Origin of the sequence: Sphingobacterium detergens, assembly GCF_003610355.1 — a bacterium.
In the GTDB taxonomy this organism is placed as follows: domain Bacteria; phylum Bacteroidota; class Bacteroidia; order Sphingobacteriales; family Sphingobacteriaceae; genus Sphingobacterium; species Sphingobacterium detergens.
The window spans coordinates 1,518,470-1,536,627 of the sequence record NZ_RAPY01000001.1; the positions used below are offsets into that span (position 1 = coordinate 1,518,470).

Annotated in this window: 14 protein-coding genes; 6 read left to right on the forward strand and 8 right to left on the reverse strand. The window is 41.4% G+C overall.

Annotated elements, in window-relative coordinates; all coding sequences use genetic code 11:
• The first annotated feature begins 472 nt into the window (after positions 1-472).
• From DFQ12_RS06560 to DFQ12_RS06570, 3 genes are all read left to right on the forward strand, one after another.
• Positions 473-2,710 carry a glycosyl hydrolase family 95 catalytic domain-containing protein gene (locus tag DFQ12_RS06560; RefSeq protein WP_120258161.1) on the forward strand — a complete coding sequence of 746 codons (2,238 nt, stop codon included), beginning with the start codon at positions 473-475 and terminating at the stop codon, positions 2,708-2,710.
• 24 nt (positions 2,711-2,734) lie between these two features.
• Complete coding sequence (locus DFQ12_RS06565) at positions 2,735-3,733, forward strand: metallophosphoesterase family protein (RefSeq protein ID WP_120258162.1); 999 nt, start codon at positions 2,735-2,737, stop codon at positions 3,731-3,733.
• 207 nt (positions 3,734-3,940) lie between these two features.
• The gene (locus DFQ12_RS06570; protein WP_120258163.1) at positions 3,941-6,352 is read left to right on the forward strand and encodes a TonB-dependent receptor; all 2,412 of its coding nucleotides are present in this window, start codon (positions 3,941-3,943) and stop codon (positions 6,350-6,352) included.
• A 119-nt stretch (positions 6,353-6,471) separates the two neighbouring features.
• Here the strand turns inward: DFQ12_RS06570 and DFQ12_RS06575 are convergent, their stop codons facing one another.
• Both DFQ12_RS06575 and DFQ12_RS06580 read right to left on the reverse strand, forming a co-directional pair.
• Positions 6,472-7,107 carry a nitroreductase family protein gene (locus DFQ12_RS06575; protein WP_120258164.1) on the reverse strand — a complete coding sequence of 212 codons (636 nt, stop codon included), beginning with the start codon at positions 7,105-7,107 and terminating at the stop codon, positions 6,472-6,474.
• A gap of 258 nt (positions 7,108-7,365) precedes the next feature.
• The gene (locus tag DFQ12_RS06580) at positions 7,366-8,343 is read right to left on the reverse strand and encodes a DUF6268 family outer membrane beta-barrel protein (protein WP_120258165.1); all 978 of its coding nucleotides are present in this window, start codon (positions 8,341-8,343) and stop codon (positions 7,366-7,368) included.
• A 304-nt stretch (positions 8,344-8,647) separates the two neighbouring features.
• Between DFQ12_RS06580 and DFQ12_RS06585 the strand changes: the two genes are divergently transcribed.
• Both DFQ12_RS06585 and DFQ12_RS06590 read left to right on the forward strand, forming a co-directional pair.
• Complete coding sequence (locus DFQ12_RS06585; protein WP_120258166.1) at positions 8,648-9,709, forward strand: sensor histidine kinase; 1,062 nt, start codon at positions 8,648-8,650, stop codon at positions 9,707-9,709.
• Complete coding sequence (locus DFQ12_RS06590; protein WP_120258167.1) at positions 9,706-10,419, forward strand: LytR/AlgR family response regulator transcription factor; 714 nt, start codon at positions 9,706-9,708, stop codon at positions 10,417-10,419. Before DFQ12_RS06585 ends, DFQ12_RS06590 begins: the two co-directional genes overlap by 4 nt.
• A 28-nt stretch (positions 10,420-10,447) precedes the next feature.
• Here the strand turns inward: DFQ12_RS06590 and DFQ12_RS06595 are convergent, their stop codons facing one another.
• Positions 10,448-10,687: a hypothetical protein gene (locus DFQ12_RS06595; RefSeq protein ID WP_120258168.1), complete on the reverse strand. Its 240-nt coding sequence runs from the start codon at positions 10,685-10,687 to the stop codon at positions 10,448-10,450.
• A 235-nt stretch (positions 10,688-10,922) separates the two neighbouring features.
• Here DFQ12_RS06595 and map point away from each other — a divergent pair, with 235 nt between their 5' ends.
• Positions 10,923-11,687 (forward strand): type I methionyl aminopeptidase, encoded by a 765-nt coding sequence (gene map, locus DFQ12_RS06600; RefSeq protein WP_120258169.1) that lies wholly within the window; start codon positions 10,923-10,925, stop codon positions 11,685-11,687.
• An 83-nt stretch (positions 11,688-11,770) separates the two neighbouring features.
• Here the strand turns inward: map and DFQ12_RS06605 are convergent, their stop codons facing one another.
• From DFQ12_RS06605 to DFQ12_RS06625, 5 genes are read right to left on the reverse strand one after another with little or no spacing between them, the layout of a single operon-like run.
• Positions 11,771-12,010, reverse strand: a complete 240-nt coding sequence (locus DFQ12_RS06605; protein WP_147420342.1) for a hypothetical protein — start codon at positions 12,008-12,010, stop codon at positions 11,771-11,773.
• A gap of 27 nt (positions 12,011-12,037) precedes the next feature.
• Positions 12,038-12,313 (reverse strand): hypothetical protein, encoded by a 276-nt coding sequence (locus DFQ12_RS06610; protein WP_120258171.1) that lies wholly within the window; start codon positions 12,311-12,313, stop codon positions 12,038-12,040.
• Between the two features lie 22 nt (positions 12,314-12,335).
• Positions 12,336-13,763 carry a TolC family protein gene (locus tag DFQ12_RS06615; RefSeq protein ID WP_120258172.1) on the reverse strand — a complete coding sequence of 476 codons (1,428 nt, stop codon included), beginning with the start codon at positions 13,761-13,763 and terminating at the stop codon, positions 12,336-12,338.
• Positions 13,764-13,779: 16 nt separating this feature from the next.
• A complete protein-coding gene (locus DFQ12_RS06620) occupies positions 13,780-16,926 on the reverse strand; it encodes an efflux RND transporter permease subunit (protein ID WP_120258173.1) in 3,147 nt (1,048 codons plus the stop codon).
• Between the two features lie 11 nt (positions 16,927-16,937).
• Positions 16,938-18,083, reverse strand: coding sequence for an efflux RND transporter periplasmic adaptor subunit (locus DFQ12_RS06625; protein ID WP_120258174.1), 1,146 nt, complete (start codon positions 18,081-18,083; stop codon positions 16,938-16,940).
• Positions 18,084-18,158: the final 75 nt, after the last annotated feature.

Here is an 18,158-nt window from a genome sequence, read left to right on the forward strand (position 1 = left end):
TCAACATCAGATTGGATATTTATTTATGGTTATAAAAATAGAGAAGAACAATGGGATATACTAGAACTAGATTAACAGAAATATAATCTATATTACCCTCAAAGGGGCCAATCTTCGTTTTTACCCCCATTCGTGCGATACGGTTCCCATCAGCACCCTATAACAATTTGGTTACGATATCGTAGTCAGCATTGCTTTTTATACTTTTAATCTGGTGCTAAACTGATACTCTTTCTATCTTACGATCTATTTATCCTGTCTTTCTAAGCGATAGTAGATAAGGCTGGTTGCTGTTAACGGGGCACGGCTTGGAAGCATACAATTTGCTGTTGGATATAACAAGTGAAAAGTAAGATACAAAAGACGGAAAATGAAAAGCAACAAGGGTAAAATAAGCTATAAAAATGCCCAAATAGTGTCAGCCTTTGATGGTGGTGACTACTAAATTTGTAAAACCATATCCACATAAATTATGAAATACAGCTTTCTTATAGTACTATTTTTCGCAGCGCGTCTGGTTATCGCGCAGCCATCTCCTGCTTATAATCTCCATTTCAAAGATCTTGCAACACGATGGGATGAGGCTATCCCTTTAGGTAATGGTCAGTTGGGTGCATTGATCTGGAAAAAGGAAAATACCATCCGGCTATCCCTGGACCGCGCTGATCTTTGGGATGAACGCAAGGCATTTGAGATAGAAAAACATGATTTTAAATGGGTACAGCAGCAATTGAAAAACAACAGCTACCAAACGGCCCAACAATGGGGCGATTCGCCCTATGACCGTTCTCCCTATCCCACCAAGCTTCCTGCGGCGGCGATGACCTTTGACTTAGCTAAATTTGGAAAGGTCGTATCCAATGTACTGGATATACAAACTGCTGTACATACACTGAAATTTGACGACGGAAAAATACTGACCTCTTTTGTCCATGCGACCAGTCCAATGGGTTATTTTGAAATCACAGCGAAGAACATTGGCGACCTTAGCCCAGAGCTTATTCCACACCAATATGAAAATAATATAAATGCAGACGAGCAAAAAAGTGTTGTCGATGGCCAAAGTTTGGCCCGGTTGGGCTACAAACAAGGGACTATTGTTAAAACGGGGAATGCGCAGGTATTACATCAGGAAACGTATGATCATCACTTTTTTGAGGTCATGTTATGCTGGGAAAAAGTCTCATCGACCAAATTGATCGGCTATTGGACAATCAGTAATGATCAAAAGGTCAAGAAACAACCGCTATCACTCCAACAATTTGAAAAAGCAAAGCGAAGCCATCTCACATGGTGGACAAGCTATTGGTCTAAATCTAACATTTCCATTCCTGAAAAAGATCTCGAAAAACAATACTATCTGGAGCTTTATAAATTGGGGGCCACAGCACGCCAAGGAGCTCCGGCAATAACCTTGCAGGCTGTTTGGACAGCAGATAATGGTGGGCTACCACCCTGGAAAGGCGATTTCCACAATGATCTCAATACCCAACTGAGTTATTGGCCGGCTTATACCGCCAACCGAATGAATGAAGCACAAAGTTATACGGATTGGTTATGGAAAATCAGACCGAAAAACCTTGCCTACACCCAGCAATATTTTGGTGTTGACGGATTGAATATCCCGGGTGTGCTGACCTTGAACGGCTACCCTATGGGCGGTTGGATCCAATACTCCCTTTCCCCTACCGTCAGTGCCTGGACAGCCCAACATTTTTATTGGCAATGGAAATACAGTATGGACCCCACTTTCTTAAAAGAACAAGCCTATCCTTATATTATAGAAGCAGCGACCTATCTAAAAAATATTACCTATCTCAAAGATGGGAAACGCTATCTACCGCTGAGCAGCAGTCCAGAATATAATGATAACAGCACGGCCGCCTGGTTTAATAGTTGGACCAATTTTGATCTCAGCCTAGCGCATTACTTATTCGCTATAGCGGCCGAAGTCAGTACAGCTAACGGAAAAGCCGAGGCAGCAAAAGAATGGACACGATATGGCGCCGAATTGCCCAATTTTGCTATAGATGAAACTGGCCTCCGCGTTGCAGAGGGTCTGAGCATGAAACATTCACATCGACATATGTCACCCTATATGGCTATTTATCCCTTAGGAATACTTGATATCAATAACACTCAAGACAAATCGTTGATTGAAAAATCGCTTTCACATTTAGAGCAATTGGGTACACGGGCCTGGGTAGGATATTCATTCTCATGGATGGCCTGTCTCCATGCGCGGGCGAAACAAAGCAAACAGGCTGTTAGCAACCTACAGAAGTTTGCGCATAACTTTTGTTCCATCAATTCATTTCACCTCAACGGTGATCAAAACGGTGGTCAGTATTCTGATTTTACCTATCGTCCATTTACATTGGAGGGAAATTTTGCCTTTGCACAAGGGGTTCATGAATTGTTAATTCAGAGCAAAAATGATTACATCGAAGTTTTTCCGGCCACTCCTGAGGAATGGAAAGATGTATCCTTTAAAAACCTGAGAACAGCGGGCGGATTTATTGTCAGCGCTGAAAAGAACAACAGCAAAATCACGCTGTTGAAAGTAACCGCTAGCCAAGATGCTATCTTTCGTATTTTTGAAAATACAGATCTTCAGGATATTTCAACTAAAAAACGGCTTTCAAAAGATAAGAATTTGCAATATATTAAACTGAAAAAAGGTCAAACAGTTCAACTAAGTAGCATCTAATAAAATACGTATTATCAATTCGTTATGATCAACCGAAAAAAATTCATCCAGCTAGGTGGTTTAGGCATAGGCGGTCTCTTTGTCAATAAGAGCCTCGCCAGTGCACCTATAACCTCGACAAAAAGTACTGTACTCAAAACTGACAAAGTTAAATTTGGCGTTATCGCAGATCTCCATCATGATCTCATGCACGACGGTGCGCGTCGGGCCAAACTCTTTATTGACGCGATGAAGCGTGAAAATCCCGACTTTATAATTTCCTTAGGTGATTTTTGTTTCCCAAAAGCCGAAAATAAAGAATTAATGGATATCTGGAGTGGTTTTACAGGAGAAAGCCACTTTGTCATCGGTAATCATGATACTGATGGTGGATTCACAAAAAAACAGGTAACCGATTTCTGGAATAGCCCTGCTCCATATTATTCCTTTGACAAACAGGGATTTCATTTTGTTATCCTGGATGGTAATGAAAAAAGCCAAACCAGGAAAATTGAAGGTTACCCCCGCAGTATCAGTCAGCAGCAACTGGAATGGTTAAAAAAAGATATCCGCAGCACCAAAGACAAAGTGATCATTTTTTGCCATCAAGGATTGGACAATGAAGATGGTGGATTGGAAAACGGTATGGCCGTAAGGTACCTGTTAGAGCAGCTGAATAGCGAAGCCGGATTCAATAAGATTTTACTTGTCCTGACTGGCCACCATCATCTTAACTATCATAATGAGATCAATGGAATTCACTATGTACAAATCAATAGCGCCTCCTATTACTGGGCTGGTGATACATTTGAAAGCAAAGCATTTGATGGGGAGTTCTACAAAAAGCATAACATTCTAAGACGGACATTGGTCTATCAAGACCCAATCTGGGCGACTATTAGCATAGATCACAAAAAAAATATCCATATTCAGGGAGCTGAAACCACAATGGCCGGAATCCCCTTGTCTCAGGTGGGTATAGATATCCATAAAGATGTATATCCCATCAGTTCAAAGATCGATAACAGGCACCTGCGGTACTAATCAAAAGATATCGCTAGCATAGTGTAGGAAATGTAATGGTCAAAAAAGGAGATAAATACTTTTTTGACCATTATTATACAACTCCTCAAACAGCTTATTTTCTGACCAATATAACCTAAAAAATGAATAAATAAAGTTTTGAAAAATATAACAGGAGTAATACCTTTGCGTTGTTTATAATTAATCTAATTAACAACACAAACCAGCATGAATAAAATTATCATCTACCTCCTGTTGTTCATTCCGGGCACCCTCCTAGCCCAAGGACAGCACAAAGCCGAAGTTTACGGCAAAATTTTCTCTTCTGACGGCAAACCCATCCCGGGAATAACGGTGAAATTGCTCCCTCAGGATATCACAGTATCTTCCCGAACCAATGGTTCTTATCAATTTAAATCATTAAAACCCGGGCCTGCACGGCTTGAAATATCGGCCGTAGGACTACAGTCTTTAGTTCGGGAGATTCAGATTGCAGACGACAAAAATAGGATTTCAGATATTTACCTCAACGAGAACCAATCTACCCTACAGGAGATCGTGATTAATGGTAATGGGGCTAATAAATACACAAAGAAACAGAGTCTCTATGTATCGAAGATACCACTAAACAATCTCGAAAACTCCCAGTCTTATGCTGTCATTACTAAAGAATTATTAAAAAGTCAGCTCAATACCAATTACGATGATGCTTTGGCCAATGTTTCAGGTATAGACAAATTATGGGCTTCAACAGGTAGACCCGGTGATGGTGTCACCTATTATACATTACGGGGCTTTAGCACACAGGTCGCGATGGTCAACGGTGTGGTTGGTATCGCCAGTACCAGCCCTGACCCCGCCAATCTGGAGTCTATCGAAGTTATCAAAGGGCCATCAGGTTCACTTTATGGAGGTGCCGCGGTTGGCTTTGGTGGACTCATCAATAATATTACCAAGAAACCTCTAGATACTGTCGGCGGTCGTGTCAATTATCTTTTCGGCAGCTATGCGCAGCATCGTGTCACAGCGGATGTATATGGACCACTAACCAAGGACAAAAAGCTTTTAGGCCGTGTAAATACGGCTTTTTCAAATGTCGGCAACTATCAGGACGCGGGTTTTAACAGGTCCTTTTTTATTGCTCCATCGCTACTTTACCGACCGAATGAGAAACTGGATATCCAATTGGATGTCGACCTTTTTCAAAGTAAAGCAACCAATCCGTTAATGGTATTTCTCAATCGTTCCCGCCAGCTATTTGCCAGAACACCTGATGAACTCCAATTTGATTTTAATAAATCGTATACCAACGACGATGTGACGTTTAAAAATCCGACTACAAATGTACGTGGTAATGTTACCTACCGCTTCAATGAACAATGGACATCAAATACCACAGTAAACTACAATCGACGCAAGTCGGATGGCTATTTTCAATATATCATGTACCTTCAAGAAAAGAATGATACATTGATCAACCGCTATGTTGCTGATCAGAATTATACAGCCAGTAACTTCAATGCACAGCAAAATTTTGTAGGAGATTTTCATATCGGTGAGCTTCGAAACAGGCTACTTGTTGGCGCGGATTATCTTTACCAACAGGCCGAAAGTCATAATTCCCCTTATGTTTTATTTGATCAGCTCAACACGTCTATTGACGACCCCAGATATGCCAGGTTCAATGCTGCAAATGTTGACGCAGCGATAGCAGCTTCAACAGGCGTCAAGACAAACACGAGAAGCCGCAATCAGATTTTGGGTGCCTATGTTTCCGATATATTAGATCTTACACCGCAGTTACATCTAAATGTTGCTTTACGCGTGGATTACTTCGACAATAAGGGAACTTATAATTTTGATAAAGACACCACAATGGGAGCTTATAATCAAACTGCTTTTTCTCCTCGTGCGGGCTTAGTATATGAATTTGTCAAAGATAAAGTGTCATTTTTTGCCAATTATCAAAATGGATTTAAGAATGTGGCCCCAATCCCGCCGCCACATCCAAGTGTATCGGGGGATTTTAAACCGCAACAGGCCTCACAATGGGAAGCTGGGGTTAAATTTAACCTGCTCAACAATAAACTTGGTCTAACGGCAAGTTACTATGACATCACCGTTGATAATATGTTGCGTGCTGAGGCAAGGGTTATTGATGGACAGTCCTACAATATTACTGTTCAAGATGGAACCCGTCTGAGCCGCGGGATAGATTTTGATTTGACAGCTGCTCCTATCCAAGGTTTGAATGTTATATTCAGTTATAGCTTTAACGACAGCAAAACAACAAAAGCGGCTGCAAGTGTGAATAATTTGAGACCAACTGAGGCGGGACCAAAACATCTTTCGAATCTATGGGCCAACTATATTGTACAAAAAGGAACATTAAAGGGTTTCGGTATCGGAGCTGGGCTCAATTACGCAAGTGAGAATCTAATTACAAACAGTGTACCTACTGGAATTTTCGCTTTGCCATCCTATACTTTATTCAATGCAAGCCTTTCATACGGTTACAAGCATTTTGAATTTGCTGTAAAGGGGAATAACCTGACCAATCAAACTTATTTCAAAGGTTGGACCACCGTAAATCCTCAAATGCCAAGGAATATCCTCGGCAGTGTAGCCTATCAATTTTAAATAACGAAACAATAAGCTACAGACACAGAAAAGGGGCAATATATCACCTCTTTTCTGTGTCTGTAAATCATATTGCACTCCCATCTAATTTTATGGAATACCATCTATAGCGATGACTGTTACGGTAGTTGAATCAAAAACTCGTCTTTCGGCAATCTAAATTTCTTCAATTTCAACAACCAATCCTCCTCACCCAGGCGGTAACCTAGTGGTAGCAAAACAACACTCTTTAATCCTCTTTTATCCAAGCCCAGTAATTTATCCAATTCACCGTTAGAAAATCCCTCCATTGGTGTGGCATCTACTTTCAATTCTGCCGCTTGTGCAATAGCCATTCCAAAAGAAATATAAGCTTGTTTAGCAGCATGTGCCGCCTGCTGTTCTTCAGTAAGTGCAGCAAACATCTCTTTCAACCTGTTTTTGTATTCATCAGTTGTATCCAACGGCAGACCCCTGTGATTGTTCATATGATCAAAAGTTGCATCAATGCGTTCGTCGGTGTATTTATCCCATGCCGCAAAAACCAGAAGATGTGAGCTTTCCGCAATAATTTGCTGCCCCCAAGCAACAGGTACAATCTGCTCTTTCAACTGTTGATCCGTGATCAGCACAACACGAAACGGCTGTAAACCAGAGGAACTCGGTGCCATACGGGCCGCTTCGATAATTTTGTCTACGTCATTTTGATCAACTTTCTTTGTTGAATCGTATTTTTTGGTTGCATAACGCCATTCAAGTGTTTCTAATAATGCCATTTTCTTTTATTTATTTACTGTTTATTTTATTTTTCAACGTCCTAATATTAGGTTGTTATCTCTTATAAATTTGATAAAAAAAATTAAATCTGGAAATAGTGTGTGAACGATTGTCCATATTTTTAATTTTTATATTACATGATAAATATAGCAACTATTTAAATGTTCAAACATAGAAACGAATTTAATGCCAAAATCGTTTTTGGATTCTAATAAAGTTAATCTTTCAGACATTTCTGATGATTAGTGACCGTTCTATTAACGTCTTTTTTTCGCAAAAGGATTAAAAGAAAGTCCGACGTTCAGGTAAAAAGATGGATCTGCAGAAGCTTCCCAAACATAATTATTTTGACGTTCACTTTTTTCAAATATGCGTGACCTAGGAATAGCCTTCATACCTGATTTGACTGTTGCTATAAATGATCTTCCCAAATTATGTTCGTAGGTCAATCCTGAGTTGATCTCTAGCTGACTTAAAGTATACACTTTATCCGATCCCCAAAAATCATAGAGATAGAATGTCGTTGTGTTGAGGTCTGCCCCTAAGGAAAGACGCCCATTCCGCAACATCGTTTTCCGCACAAAAGCACCTTTTGGCAATAACACATCAACCATCCATCCATCGCGATATTGCTGCTTATAGGTAAACGTGGGGACAAAGGGAATAATTGCTCCTGGATCAACAAATCCAAGCAGGCCAATTGTCATTTGTACATCCTTTGTTGCTTTGAGTACCCACGTACCGGTCAACATTCCACGCAGCCGTTCAATCCCCTTATCACTTCCATCTGTCATGATGCTGGCTGAGTAAATAACCGTTTTTCCAAATAGTTTTGAGAAGTAAGAAAAATTAAGTGATTCATAATGGTAATGGAAATCCTGTGTACGCATTTTTAAAGGTTCTGCGCTTAAATTGGATTCTTGTAGATTCAATGCGGTATACTGATATCCAAGGCTAGTACCCAAAGCCCAGTTACGCCGGTTTAAAAAATTGATATTTAAACTCCCACCAGCCTGATGGAATGATTCCACCTTACCTTGGGTACTGGCAGCCCCCTTAGCATTGGATGAATATTTGTAGCCGCCATTGTATTCATAACTTAGATTGAGTACTCTCGCTGCGGGAAATTTGTCAGCAACAATGGCCTGTACTTTTTGGGGAATACTGTCTTTGGTCTGTGCGGAAGCGCTGCATATCAGGGCAAAGCTCCCAAACAACACGAAACTCTTTTTCATTTGGATATTTGTTTTTGTCTATCTATTCTTTTTCAATTAAATACTCTGCGAAAACTGCTCTTTTGGAAATCCGAGCTGAGCTTTAGCTTGTTACAAGAATAGATCAATTGGATACGCCCATTTATTTTTTTATACAAAAGGGGCAATATTTTATACAAAAACAAACGCTGTTAAACCGGCCTTTACCGAGCCACGCTATTGCATTTACTTTAGTATAAAAAAAAGCGGTGTTCGTATAAAAGAAAGCCATTTTGAAACAAAAAAAATTACTTTTGCTGAATTAGGGTCAGTAATCCAGATCAATATGCAAGACTGCAACAATCGTATTATTTTACGCTACTTAACGGAAAAGAAATTCAGACTTTTACGGCATGGCCTGTTTTTGGTTGGCCTGCTTATTCTTTTTGCCAATGCCAATACAAATAACCAATTTCTGGGTAACTATAAAACCTACTTCTCTTTGGCACTCTGGACAGTTTTCGTTGCCATGTTTTATATCAATATGTATGTATTGATCCCGCAGTATTTTTTCAAGGGAAAATATGAGATCTATACCATCTTACTCATTCTCCTGGTGACAGCGAGCCTACTCGTGGTCATGCAGATTGCGATATATATTTTTAGTATCCATATCCCGACCATCGAAAGGCAACGAACCAATACCATGGGTTTTGTCAGCGGTTTATTTATCTGTATTCCCATTATCCTGACCACCACTACTTTTAAGCTCTTTAAGCGTTGGATCGAGGACAATAAACGAATTTCAGATCTAAAAAACTTGGCGTTGACAACGGAGTTAAATGCGTTAAAGAATCAAATTCAGCCACATTTTTTGTTTAACATGCTCAACAATGTGAAGGCATTAATTCGGAAAGACCCCAGTATGGCCACCGAGGTTATTATCAAACTTTCCGATTTTTTGCGCTATCAGCTCTATGAAAACGATACAGATAAAACGCTTTTAAAATCCGAAATAAACTTTATTTTCAATTTTCTAAAACTGGAGGAAATACGTCGGGATAACTTGAGAACTTCATTGTCCTGCGCAGCGGAATTAGAAAAGCAAAGTATTTTTCTGCCGCCACATCTTTTTACTGCCTTTATTGAGAATGCAATCAAACATAGCGTGAACTTACGCGACGAGCATACGTTTATTACCATTCATTTTACGCAGACAGATGAACAACTTTGTTTCGAATGTGAAAATTCGATCGATCCAGATCTTTCGAATACACGTTCTAAGTATGGTGGACTGGGATTAGTCAATGCCAAACGACGGCTGGATTTGCTGTATGGTGATAATTACGAACTTACAATATCAAAAAATGACCTGCTGTATCAGGTGAAATTAAAAATTCCATTATGAATTGTATCATTGTAGATGATGAGCCCTTAGCAAGGGAAGAAATGAGAAATCTGGTCGAAGAAATTTCAGCTATAGAAATTATAGGCGAGTTTTCCAATGCCTTATCTGCTATGGAATACCTCACGACCAAATCTGTGGATCTCATTTTTCTCGATATCGAGATGCCTACGGTCAATGGATTGGATTTTGCGCAATCCTTACCTAAAGATGTACTGGTGATACTAACAACAGCCTATACACAGTATGCGTTGAGGGGTTTTGAGTTGGATGCACTCGACTACCTCCTTAAACCTATCAAAAAAGATCGCCTGGCCAAGGCTATTGATAAAGCGCTGACCTATAAAAATCTGCTCAATTTAAAGGAAAATCAAAGCACCTTTGAAGATGCGAATGAAGATGCTGTATTTATCAAATCGGATCGAAAATACTATAAGATCTTATTTGGCGATATTCGATTTATTGAGGCGCTCAAAGATTATGTCGTTATTTATACGCGCACCAATAAACTTATTACAGCAATGAATCTAAAAACAATGCATCAAAAACTACCGGCTCATATATTTGTTCGGGTTAGCAAATCCTATTTGATCAATTTGTCTTTTATTGATTCTTTTGACAACCATACGATATACATTGACAAGTTCGAAATCCCGATTGGCGAGATTTATCGCGAGCAGTTTTTTAAGCAATATACAGGCGGGTTATTGTAAGATCGTCTGTACTGTGCTTTGAATAGGATTAGGCCAGTACAAAGCGATCTAGAAAATCCACTTTTATACCATGCTTGTGCAGCAAAGCAGTCAGTAGATCGACGGAACATTCTTCTGTTTCTACCCGAAATATAGCGTCTTCGTCATCCAGATCCAAGGTCGCCGACTGTACCTGTGGCAGGTGGAGCTTTAACAACTGCATCAGGAATGTCTTCTTCTCTTTTGTTCGCACAGAGCTTTTAAAAATTAATATCTGCTTTGCTTTCATTTTGTAAATTTAAAATTGTATCCACCTTCTCCCCGGTTTATATTTATCCGGGATTTTCACAAATCTATTATTTCAGGCTTTCACTGGCGGGGATTTTATACGAAAGTAGACCTTTATTATACCAAAACTCGCAAAAGTCTGAGCCGGACCGTCACCTGCTTTTCTTTATCGGATTATCTATTTTTTTTAAGACCTTTGTATATCTTTAATTGAACAAGCAAATACAAAAAGCAGGATGTCTATTACCAACGAGAACGAATTGACCGGAATGCAAAAAGCGAGTGCGGCAGTTGCCCAGACGCTTAAAGCGATGTGCGACTATGCTAAGGTGGGCATGTCAACCAAAGAATTGGATGAGTACGGGGCGAAGATATTAGAACAATTTGGCGCAAAATCAGCACCAGCGCTGACCTATAACTTTCCGGGTTGGACCTGTATCAGTGTAGATAACGAGTTTTGCCACGGTGTTCCGTCTGCGGATCGCTTGTTACAGGAAGGAGAACTTATCAATATTGATGTATCGGCGGAACTGGATGGTTTTTGGGCTGACAATGGGGCTTCTTTTGTGATCGGTACGGATATTCATCATCATCAAAAATTGGTGGACGCTTCAAAGGAAATACTTCAAAAAACGATAAAAAATATACGTGGTGGTGTTAAAATTGCGGACATTGGCCAACTGATGGAAACGGAAGCAAAAAAGAGAGGCTATAAAGTGATCAAGAATCTCGGTGGCCATGGTATCGGACGCAGTTTACACGAAGATCCAGATGAACTGCTCAATTATAGGAACAAATTTGATCAAAGGCGGTTTAGAAAAAATTCAATTGTTGCGATCGAAACCTTTATCTCGACAACATCTACCTATGCAACGGAATTAAATGATGGCTGGACGATGGTCGGTGACAAAGGTGGATACATGGCGCAACATGAACATACCATCATGATTACCGATGGTGCTCCAATTATTTTAACGGCAGAAAATGGTATTTTCTGTTAGGAAATTATACCCGAAGAGCTATTGTCTTTTACTGTCTCAGACGATACCTCTTCGGGATAAATTACCTTTATAGGGAACTCTTTTTACACTGGTCTCTCCATAAAATCTAAAAGACTTATCTTCAACTGTTTTTGCTCCATCAAACGAAGAATCAATTCATCCACCTTTTTTGTTGATTTGACCACCATGGTAAATAACTTATCATCGAGATCAAAGGAAATGGATATCACAGTCGGAACGAGCAAAAAGATATGTGTCTCCAGTTCTTTCCTACGTGATAGTACTCCTCTCCCTACTGCAAATAATTGTATATAACGCATCATAATTATTCAATATAAATCCTACCTTGATTACCTAGCTATTCCTAATTTTACCCCATAGCATTCAACAGCAATGCGATAAGATGAATGTTCTACATGACAAAACAGCTGATTCAATCCTTCCAAGTGCTGCATGATGATCACTTTTTGCTTTCTTTTTTCAAGTATTAGTGCCAGATGATCTGCAAAATCCAGATCATCATCAATAAGTATAAACCGATCGGCGCGAAGCGCGGCAGCCATCTTTTCAGTTTTCTCGCTGCTTTGACTTGGATTGATCAGAATCAGCATGTTTGTTGTTTTCATTTCGAGTATTAAGATCGTGAGATTAGAGCCATCCGCCTCCCAAGGCACGGTAAAGGGATGTTATGGCATTAATTTTTTGTGCTTTCACTGTCGCCTGATCCAATTCGGCCTGCAGCCTATTGGTCTGCGCGACGATCACTTCCAGATAGGTTGCCTCATTAAATTTGTAAAGCAGCATTGCATTTTGAACCAGCTTGTCCGAACGCTCTACCTGCAAGTTGGATGTCTCCAGTTGTTCCCCCAGTTTATCAATCTGAATCAGTGCATCAGACACTTCACCAACGGCTTTTAACATGGTCTGTTTGAAATTCAATTCCATTTGATCCTTTGCGATTTTTGACTGCTCAAAACGTGTCTTTAATTGCCTGCCGTTCAGAATGGGCTGTACAATTGTCCCAGTTGCAGCGGCAAACAGTGACCCTGGTAGATTGAACCAATTATTTGCTTTAAATGCATTTAACCCTCCCTGTGCAGTGATATTTAAATTTGGATACATACTTGCCCGTGCGACATGTATTGTGGCCAGGCTCCGCCGGATATCCAATTCGCTGCTGCGCAGATCTGGCCGATAGCTCAACAGGTTTGCAGGGACACCCAGTGAGAGATTTGCCGATGACTCCACCTGATCCAATCGCATGGTCCTTTTTACTGGCCCCGGCACTTCTCCAACCAAAATGCTCAACGCATTTTCCTGCACCTGAATGCCCGCCTCTAAGGCTGGAATCCGTTTGGCAATCTGATCCCGTGTCACTTCCTGTTGTTGTACCGACAAGATATTTGCTAGCCCCAACTCGACCTGTTTATTAAGGATAAATAGGGTGCTATCTGCAAAGGCTAAATTGCGCTGTGATATTTCCAGCTGCCGGTCCAACAGCAGTAGGTTGTAGTAGCCTTGAACAACCTCAGCGACCAAACGTGTTTTGATCGCGCGGACAGCTTCCTGAGTTTTGAGAAGATCTACCAAACTCTCCTGTTTTTGCCCATTTAATTTACCCCAAATATCAGCTTCCCAGGAAATCTGAATTGAGGAGGTATAATCCATGGTATATTTTTGACCCATAAATTGACTGGCCATCATACCATTCATACTGTTGCCCGAAGGACGGTTAATTCCCACATTGGCAAGATTCGCATTTACAAGTGGCACATTCAGCCACTTGGATTGCTTATACCCTTCTGAAGCAAATTCGATCTGCTTTAGGGCGACTTTCAAATCATTATTTTTCTTCAATGCGCTATCCAGTAACGCAACAAGCATCTCATCTTTAAAAAAATCACGATAGGAGATCTTCGCGATACTACTATCAGCTTCATGCTCGTCCTGATTTCGGAAATGATCAATCGGTTTCATTTCCGTTCCGGTATAGTGTGGTACACGGCAGGCATTCGCCCCTATTACCGTTGTCAGAAAGACTACACTATACCAGCAATTTCTTTTTATCTGTTTCATTTTATCTGATCATTAATTAGTAGTCCCATTCACTTTCATCCAACTCGCGTCCATTCAATCTTTCGTGGAAATACTGAAATACCACAAAGAGTACCGGTGTAAGGAATATCCCCAATACCGTACCCACCAGCATGCCGAAAATAGCGGCATAACCAATGGAATGGTTCCCCATTGCCGAAGGTCCCACCACAAAAACGAGTGGTACGATCCCTGTAATAAAAGCCAATGAGGTCATTAAAATAGGTCTTAGTCGTGCTTTTGCACCTTCCACCGCAGCAGCAATCAAGCTTTTTCCCGCTTTTCGGCGCTGACTCGAAAACTCCACAATCAATATCCCGTTTTTTGCCAATAGCCCAATGAGCATCACCATCGCGATCTGCACATAGATATTGTTTGCTATACCTGCCATACCAATGCCCATAAATACGCCGGAAAGTCCCACCGGAATGGACAGCAATACGGAGAATGGTAATATGTAGCTTTCATATTGAGCAGATAACAAGAAGTAAACAAATACAATACAGAGCACAAAAATGACTGTCGTTTGCGATGTCGCCATGCTTTCTTCACGACTCATGCCCTTATAATCGAAGGTATACCCCGGTGGAAGCAACTGTTTGGCCACCTCCTGTATGGCTGACATGGCTTGCCCGGTACTATAACCCGGAGCCGGCATTACAGTAAGGTTTGACGCGTTGAATAGGTTGAACCGTTCTACAACCTCGGGTCCGGTAACCGGTTGAACCCGTACCAAGGTACTGATCGGAATCATTTCTTGTCGGCTATTTTTCACAAAAACCCCTTGTAAGGATTGTTCGTTGGTTCTGGTTTCTGCCGTCGCCTGAACCAGTACACGGTAATATTTGCCAAAACGATTGAAGTCCGAAGCCTGTATACTGCCATAATATCCCTGCATAACACCGAGTACATCACTAACAGCTACACCAAGTTGTGCTGCCTTCGCTTCATCTACGACGACCTCATATTGGGGGTAGGAAACATCAAATGTGGTAAAGGCCATCGCAATCTCCGGCCGTTGCATCAAAGCGCCCATCATGCCATAGGATATATTGCCTAACTTTTGCAATTCCGCATTCGTTCGGTCCTGTAGAACCAGTTCCATTCCACTCGAATTACCAAAACCATCTACTGTAGGTGTATTTAAAACTAGAAAGTTGGCCCGCTTATCTTGTCCCAGTATCCCCTGTAGCTCACCCATAACGGCCCCGAGATTACTCACTTTGCCCCTTTCTTTTTCAGCTTTCAGGCGAATAAAGAACGTACCGGCGGCAGATGACATTGCTCCAGTGAACAGGCTTAACCCATTCACGGAGATTACTTCACGAACAGCGGGATGAGCCATTAACTTGTTTTCGGTATCTGACATCAACACTGTTGTCCGGTCTTTTGATGTTCCAGCGGCCAAATTGGCGGTCACAATGATAAATGACTGATCCTCATCAGGGATAAACCCCTTAGGTGTATTCATCGTGTACCAGGCAAACAATCCGCCAAATACTGCCAAAAGCGAAAATGCGATCCACTTGCGTTTGATCATCATTAAAATTGCCCTTCCATAGCGAAAAGTAAGTTTATCAAAGGCGGCATTAAATCCGGTGAAAAAGCGTTCCTTGAATGTCGCCTTATGATTTTCGTCGGAATGGGTTGCATGAGATTTCAAAAGAATCGCACATAAAGCCGGACTAAGTGTCAAGGCATTCACCGCTGAGATGACAATTGCGATAGCCAATGTCAGCGCAAATTGTTGATAAAATAAACCTGTAGAACCGTCCATAAATGCGACCGGTACAAACACAGCTGACATCACCAAGGTAATCGAAACAATAGCACCCGAAATTTCCCCCATCGCTGACATCGTCGCCGCTTTGGCATTTAGTTTCCGTCGTTCCATTTTGGCGTGTACGGCCTCTACAACAACAATGGCGTCATCCACGACTATACCAATCGCGAGGACAAGGGCGAAAAGCGTCAATATATTGATTGAAAACCCAAATATTTTCATGAAGAAAAATGTCCCTACAATTGATACAGGTACAGCGATGGCCGGAATTAAGGTAGAACGGAAATCTTGCAAAAAGATAAAGACGACGATAAATACCAAAATAAAGGCTTCAATCAGGGTTTTGATGACCTGATCAATGGACTGATCCAGCGATTCCTTGGTTGCATAAGGTATCTTATATTCCATGGTTCCCGGAAAAGACTTCTCCAATTCTTCCATTCGCTTTTGCAGTGCGATTTGTACCTCATTGGCATTCGATCCACTCATCTGAAAAATAGCCATGGTCACTGCAGGTTTCTTGTTATAGTTGGATGCCACGGTATAGCTATAAGCTGCAAATTCGACCTTGGCAACATCTTTCAGACGTAATACCGAACCATCATTTTGGGCCCTGATAACAATATTTTCGTATTGCTGCGGTTCGGTGAATTTTCCTTTATAACGCATCACATATTCCTTTACCTCGGTACTCTGTTCACCGAACCGGCCAGGCGCGGCTTCCAGGTTTTGGGACTGGATGGCACGTGATACATCACCCGGTGTCAAGTTATATGTATTGAGTTTGCTGGGGTCCAACCATACGCGCATGGCGTAATCCTTATTGCCATATACCATCGCGTCCCCTACTCCTTTGATACGCTTAAGTTCGGGAACAACGTTGATCTTGCTGTAGTTTTCCAGGAAAAGGTCGTCCATTGTACCATCTTTACTGGTTAGGGTGACCATCGCGATCATACTATTTTGACGTTTTAAGGTCGTGATCCCGCTTTGAATAACTTCTGCAGGCAACTGATTAGTAACCTGGGCTACACGGTTCTGGACATTGATGGCGGCCTGATCCGGATCTGTTCCCAACTTGAAGATTACAGTAATATTTAATGTACCATCATTACTCGCTGTCGACGAAATATAATCCATATTTTCGACGCCATTGATGGCATTTTCTATGGGTGGCGCGACAGACCGTGCAATTGTTTCGGCATTTGCACCGGGATATACAGCGGTCACCATAACGGTCGGTGGTGCAATATCCGGAAATTTGGTAATGGGCAAGCTGAGCATACCGACCACACCAAGAATGACCAATAAGACAGAAATCACGGTGGCCAATACTGGTCGTTTAATTATTTTTTTTAACATGAATTGCTGTTTTATTTTTTGTTTTGAGTTTGCTTTTGCGCGACAACCGGCATTCCCGGTTGTAGGCGTTCGAATCCTTGAGCGATATAACGGTCTCCCTGTTTTAATCCTTCGCGAATAATAAAATTATCTTCAGATTTCCCAGAAATAGCTACAGGTATCTGTACGACTTTATTTTCTTTATCGACAGCATAGGCAAAGACTTTGTCTTGGTAAGATACTGTGGATGCAATAGGTAACAGGGGCATTTCTTTCAATTGTTGATACATCACAATTTTGCCTGTGTTGCCGCTGCGCAGCTCTGCGCGAGGGTTATCAAATTTTGCACGCAAAGTAATGGAGCCCGTATTTTTATTGAACTGACCTTCAACGGCATCTATTCTCCCTTTGGTATGATACTCCTCTCCATCCGAAAGTAACAGTGCAACGGGTGCTGCATTTTTCAATTTCTCCGCAACCGTATTTCCTGTATGTTCGCGCTGAAATCGTACAAAATCGTTCTCACTCAAGCTAAAATAGGCATACACTTGATGGTTGTCAGAAACGACTGTAATGGCATCTTGATTTGAGGCAGACAGCAAACTTCCCAGACGGTAGTTGAAACGTCCGATATACCCATTCACGGGCGACTTGATGACTGAAAAGTCCAGATTGATCTGTGCTGAGGCGATAGCTGATCTCGCCTGCGCTACTGATGCTTTTGCGGCGGCATAACTTGCCTGAGCTTCCTGCATCTGAATATCCGAAACGATACGGTTTTTGGTCAGCTCAGTTTTTCGATCCAGCTCAATTTTGGCGGTCAATAAATTAGATTCGGCAACAGACAAGGCCGCCCGCGCATTTGTTAACTGCTCCTGAAAGATCCGATCTTCAATTTTAAATAGCGCCTGTCCGGCACGGACGTAGTCACCTTCATCCACAAATATCTTTTGGAGATAACCGGTCACCTGTGGTCGTATTTCTATATTGGACACGCCTTCTATGGCACTTGCATACTCATTTCGGATCGTTGCATCGCCTGTTGTTACAGTGCCAAAAAGAACCTCTGCAGGTCCTTGCTGATATCCGCCATCCTGTTGTTTACCTGAACAACTGGATAACAATACCAGCGCAATAAACAAGTTCGTGGCGCGCTTTTTAACGACGTTTTGCTTCATAATGGATTTTGCTTTTATTTTTATGTGTAGCAAAAGTCCAAAAAAACCGATGTCTGAATTCGGCGCAAAGACGCC

What these genes read in the sequence shown, in the direction of transcription:
- DFQ12_RS06560 (WP_120258161.1), top strand. Translation starts at nt 473, where the DNA reads ATGAAATACAGCTTTCTTATAGTACTATTTTTCGCAGCGCGTCTGGTT.
- DFQ12_RS06565 (WP_120258162.1), top strand. Translation starts at nt 2,735, where the DNA reads ATGATCAACCGAAAAAAATTCATCCAGCTAGGTGGTTTAGGCATAGGC.
- DFQ12_RS06570 (WP_120258163.1), top strand. Translation starts at nt 3,941, where the DNA reads ATGAATAAAATTATCATCTACCTCCTGTTGTTCATTCCGGGCACCCTC.
- DFQ12_RS06575 (WP_120258164.1), bottom strand. Translation starts at nt 7,107, where the DNA reads ATGGCATTATTAGAAACACTTGAATGGCGTTATGCAACCAAAAAATAC.
- DFQ12_RS06580 (WP_120258165.1), bottom strand. Translation starts at nt 8,343, where the DNA reads ATGAAAAAGAGTTTCGTGTTGTTTGGGAGCTTTGCCCTGATATGCAGC.
- DFQ12_RS06585 (WP_120258166.1), top strand. Translation starts at nt 8,648, where the DNA reads ATGCAAGACTGCAACAATCGTATTATTTTACGCTACTTAACGGAAAAG.
- DFQ12_RS06590 (WP_120258167.1), top strand. Translation starts at nt 9,706, where the DNA reads ATGAATTGTATCATTGTAGATGATGAGCCCTTAGCAAGGGAAGAAATG.
- DFQ12_RS06595 (WP_120258168.1), bottom strand. Translation starts at nt 10,687, where the DNA reads ATGAAAGCAAAGCAGATATTAATTTTTAAAAGCTCTGTGCGAACAAAA.
- map (WP_120258169.1), top strand. Translation starts at nt 10,923, where the DNA reads ATGTCTATTACCAACGAGAACGAATTGACCGGAATGCAAAAAGCGAGT.
- DFQ12_RS06605 (WP_147420342.1), bottom strand. Translation starts at nt 12,010, where the DNA reads ATGATGCGTTATATACAATTATTTGCAGTAGGGAGAGGAGTACTATCA.
- DFQ12_RS06610 (WP_120258171.1), bottom strand. Translation starts at nt 12,313, where the DNA reads ATGAAAACAACAAACATGCTGATTCTGATCAATCCAAGTCAAAGCAGC.
- DFQ12_RS06615 (WP_120258172.1), bottom strand. Translation starts at nt 13,763, where the DNA reads ATGAAACAGATAAAAAGAAATTGCTGGTATAGTGTAGTCTTTCTGACA.
- DFQ12_RS06620 (WP_120258173.1), bottom strand. Translation starts at nt 16,926, where the DNA reads ATGTTAAAAAAAATAATTAAACGACCAGTATTGGCCACCGTGATTTCT.
- DFQ12_RS06625 (WP_120258174.1), bottom strand. Translation starts at nt 18,083, where the DNA reads ATGAAGCAAAACGTCGTTAAAAAGCGCGCCACGAACTTGTTTATTGCG.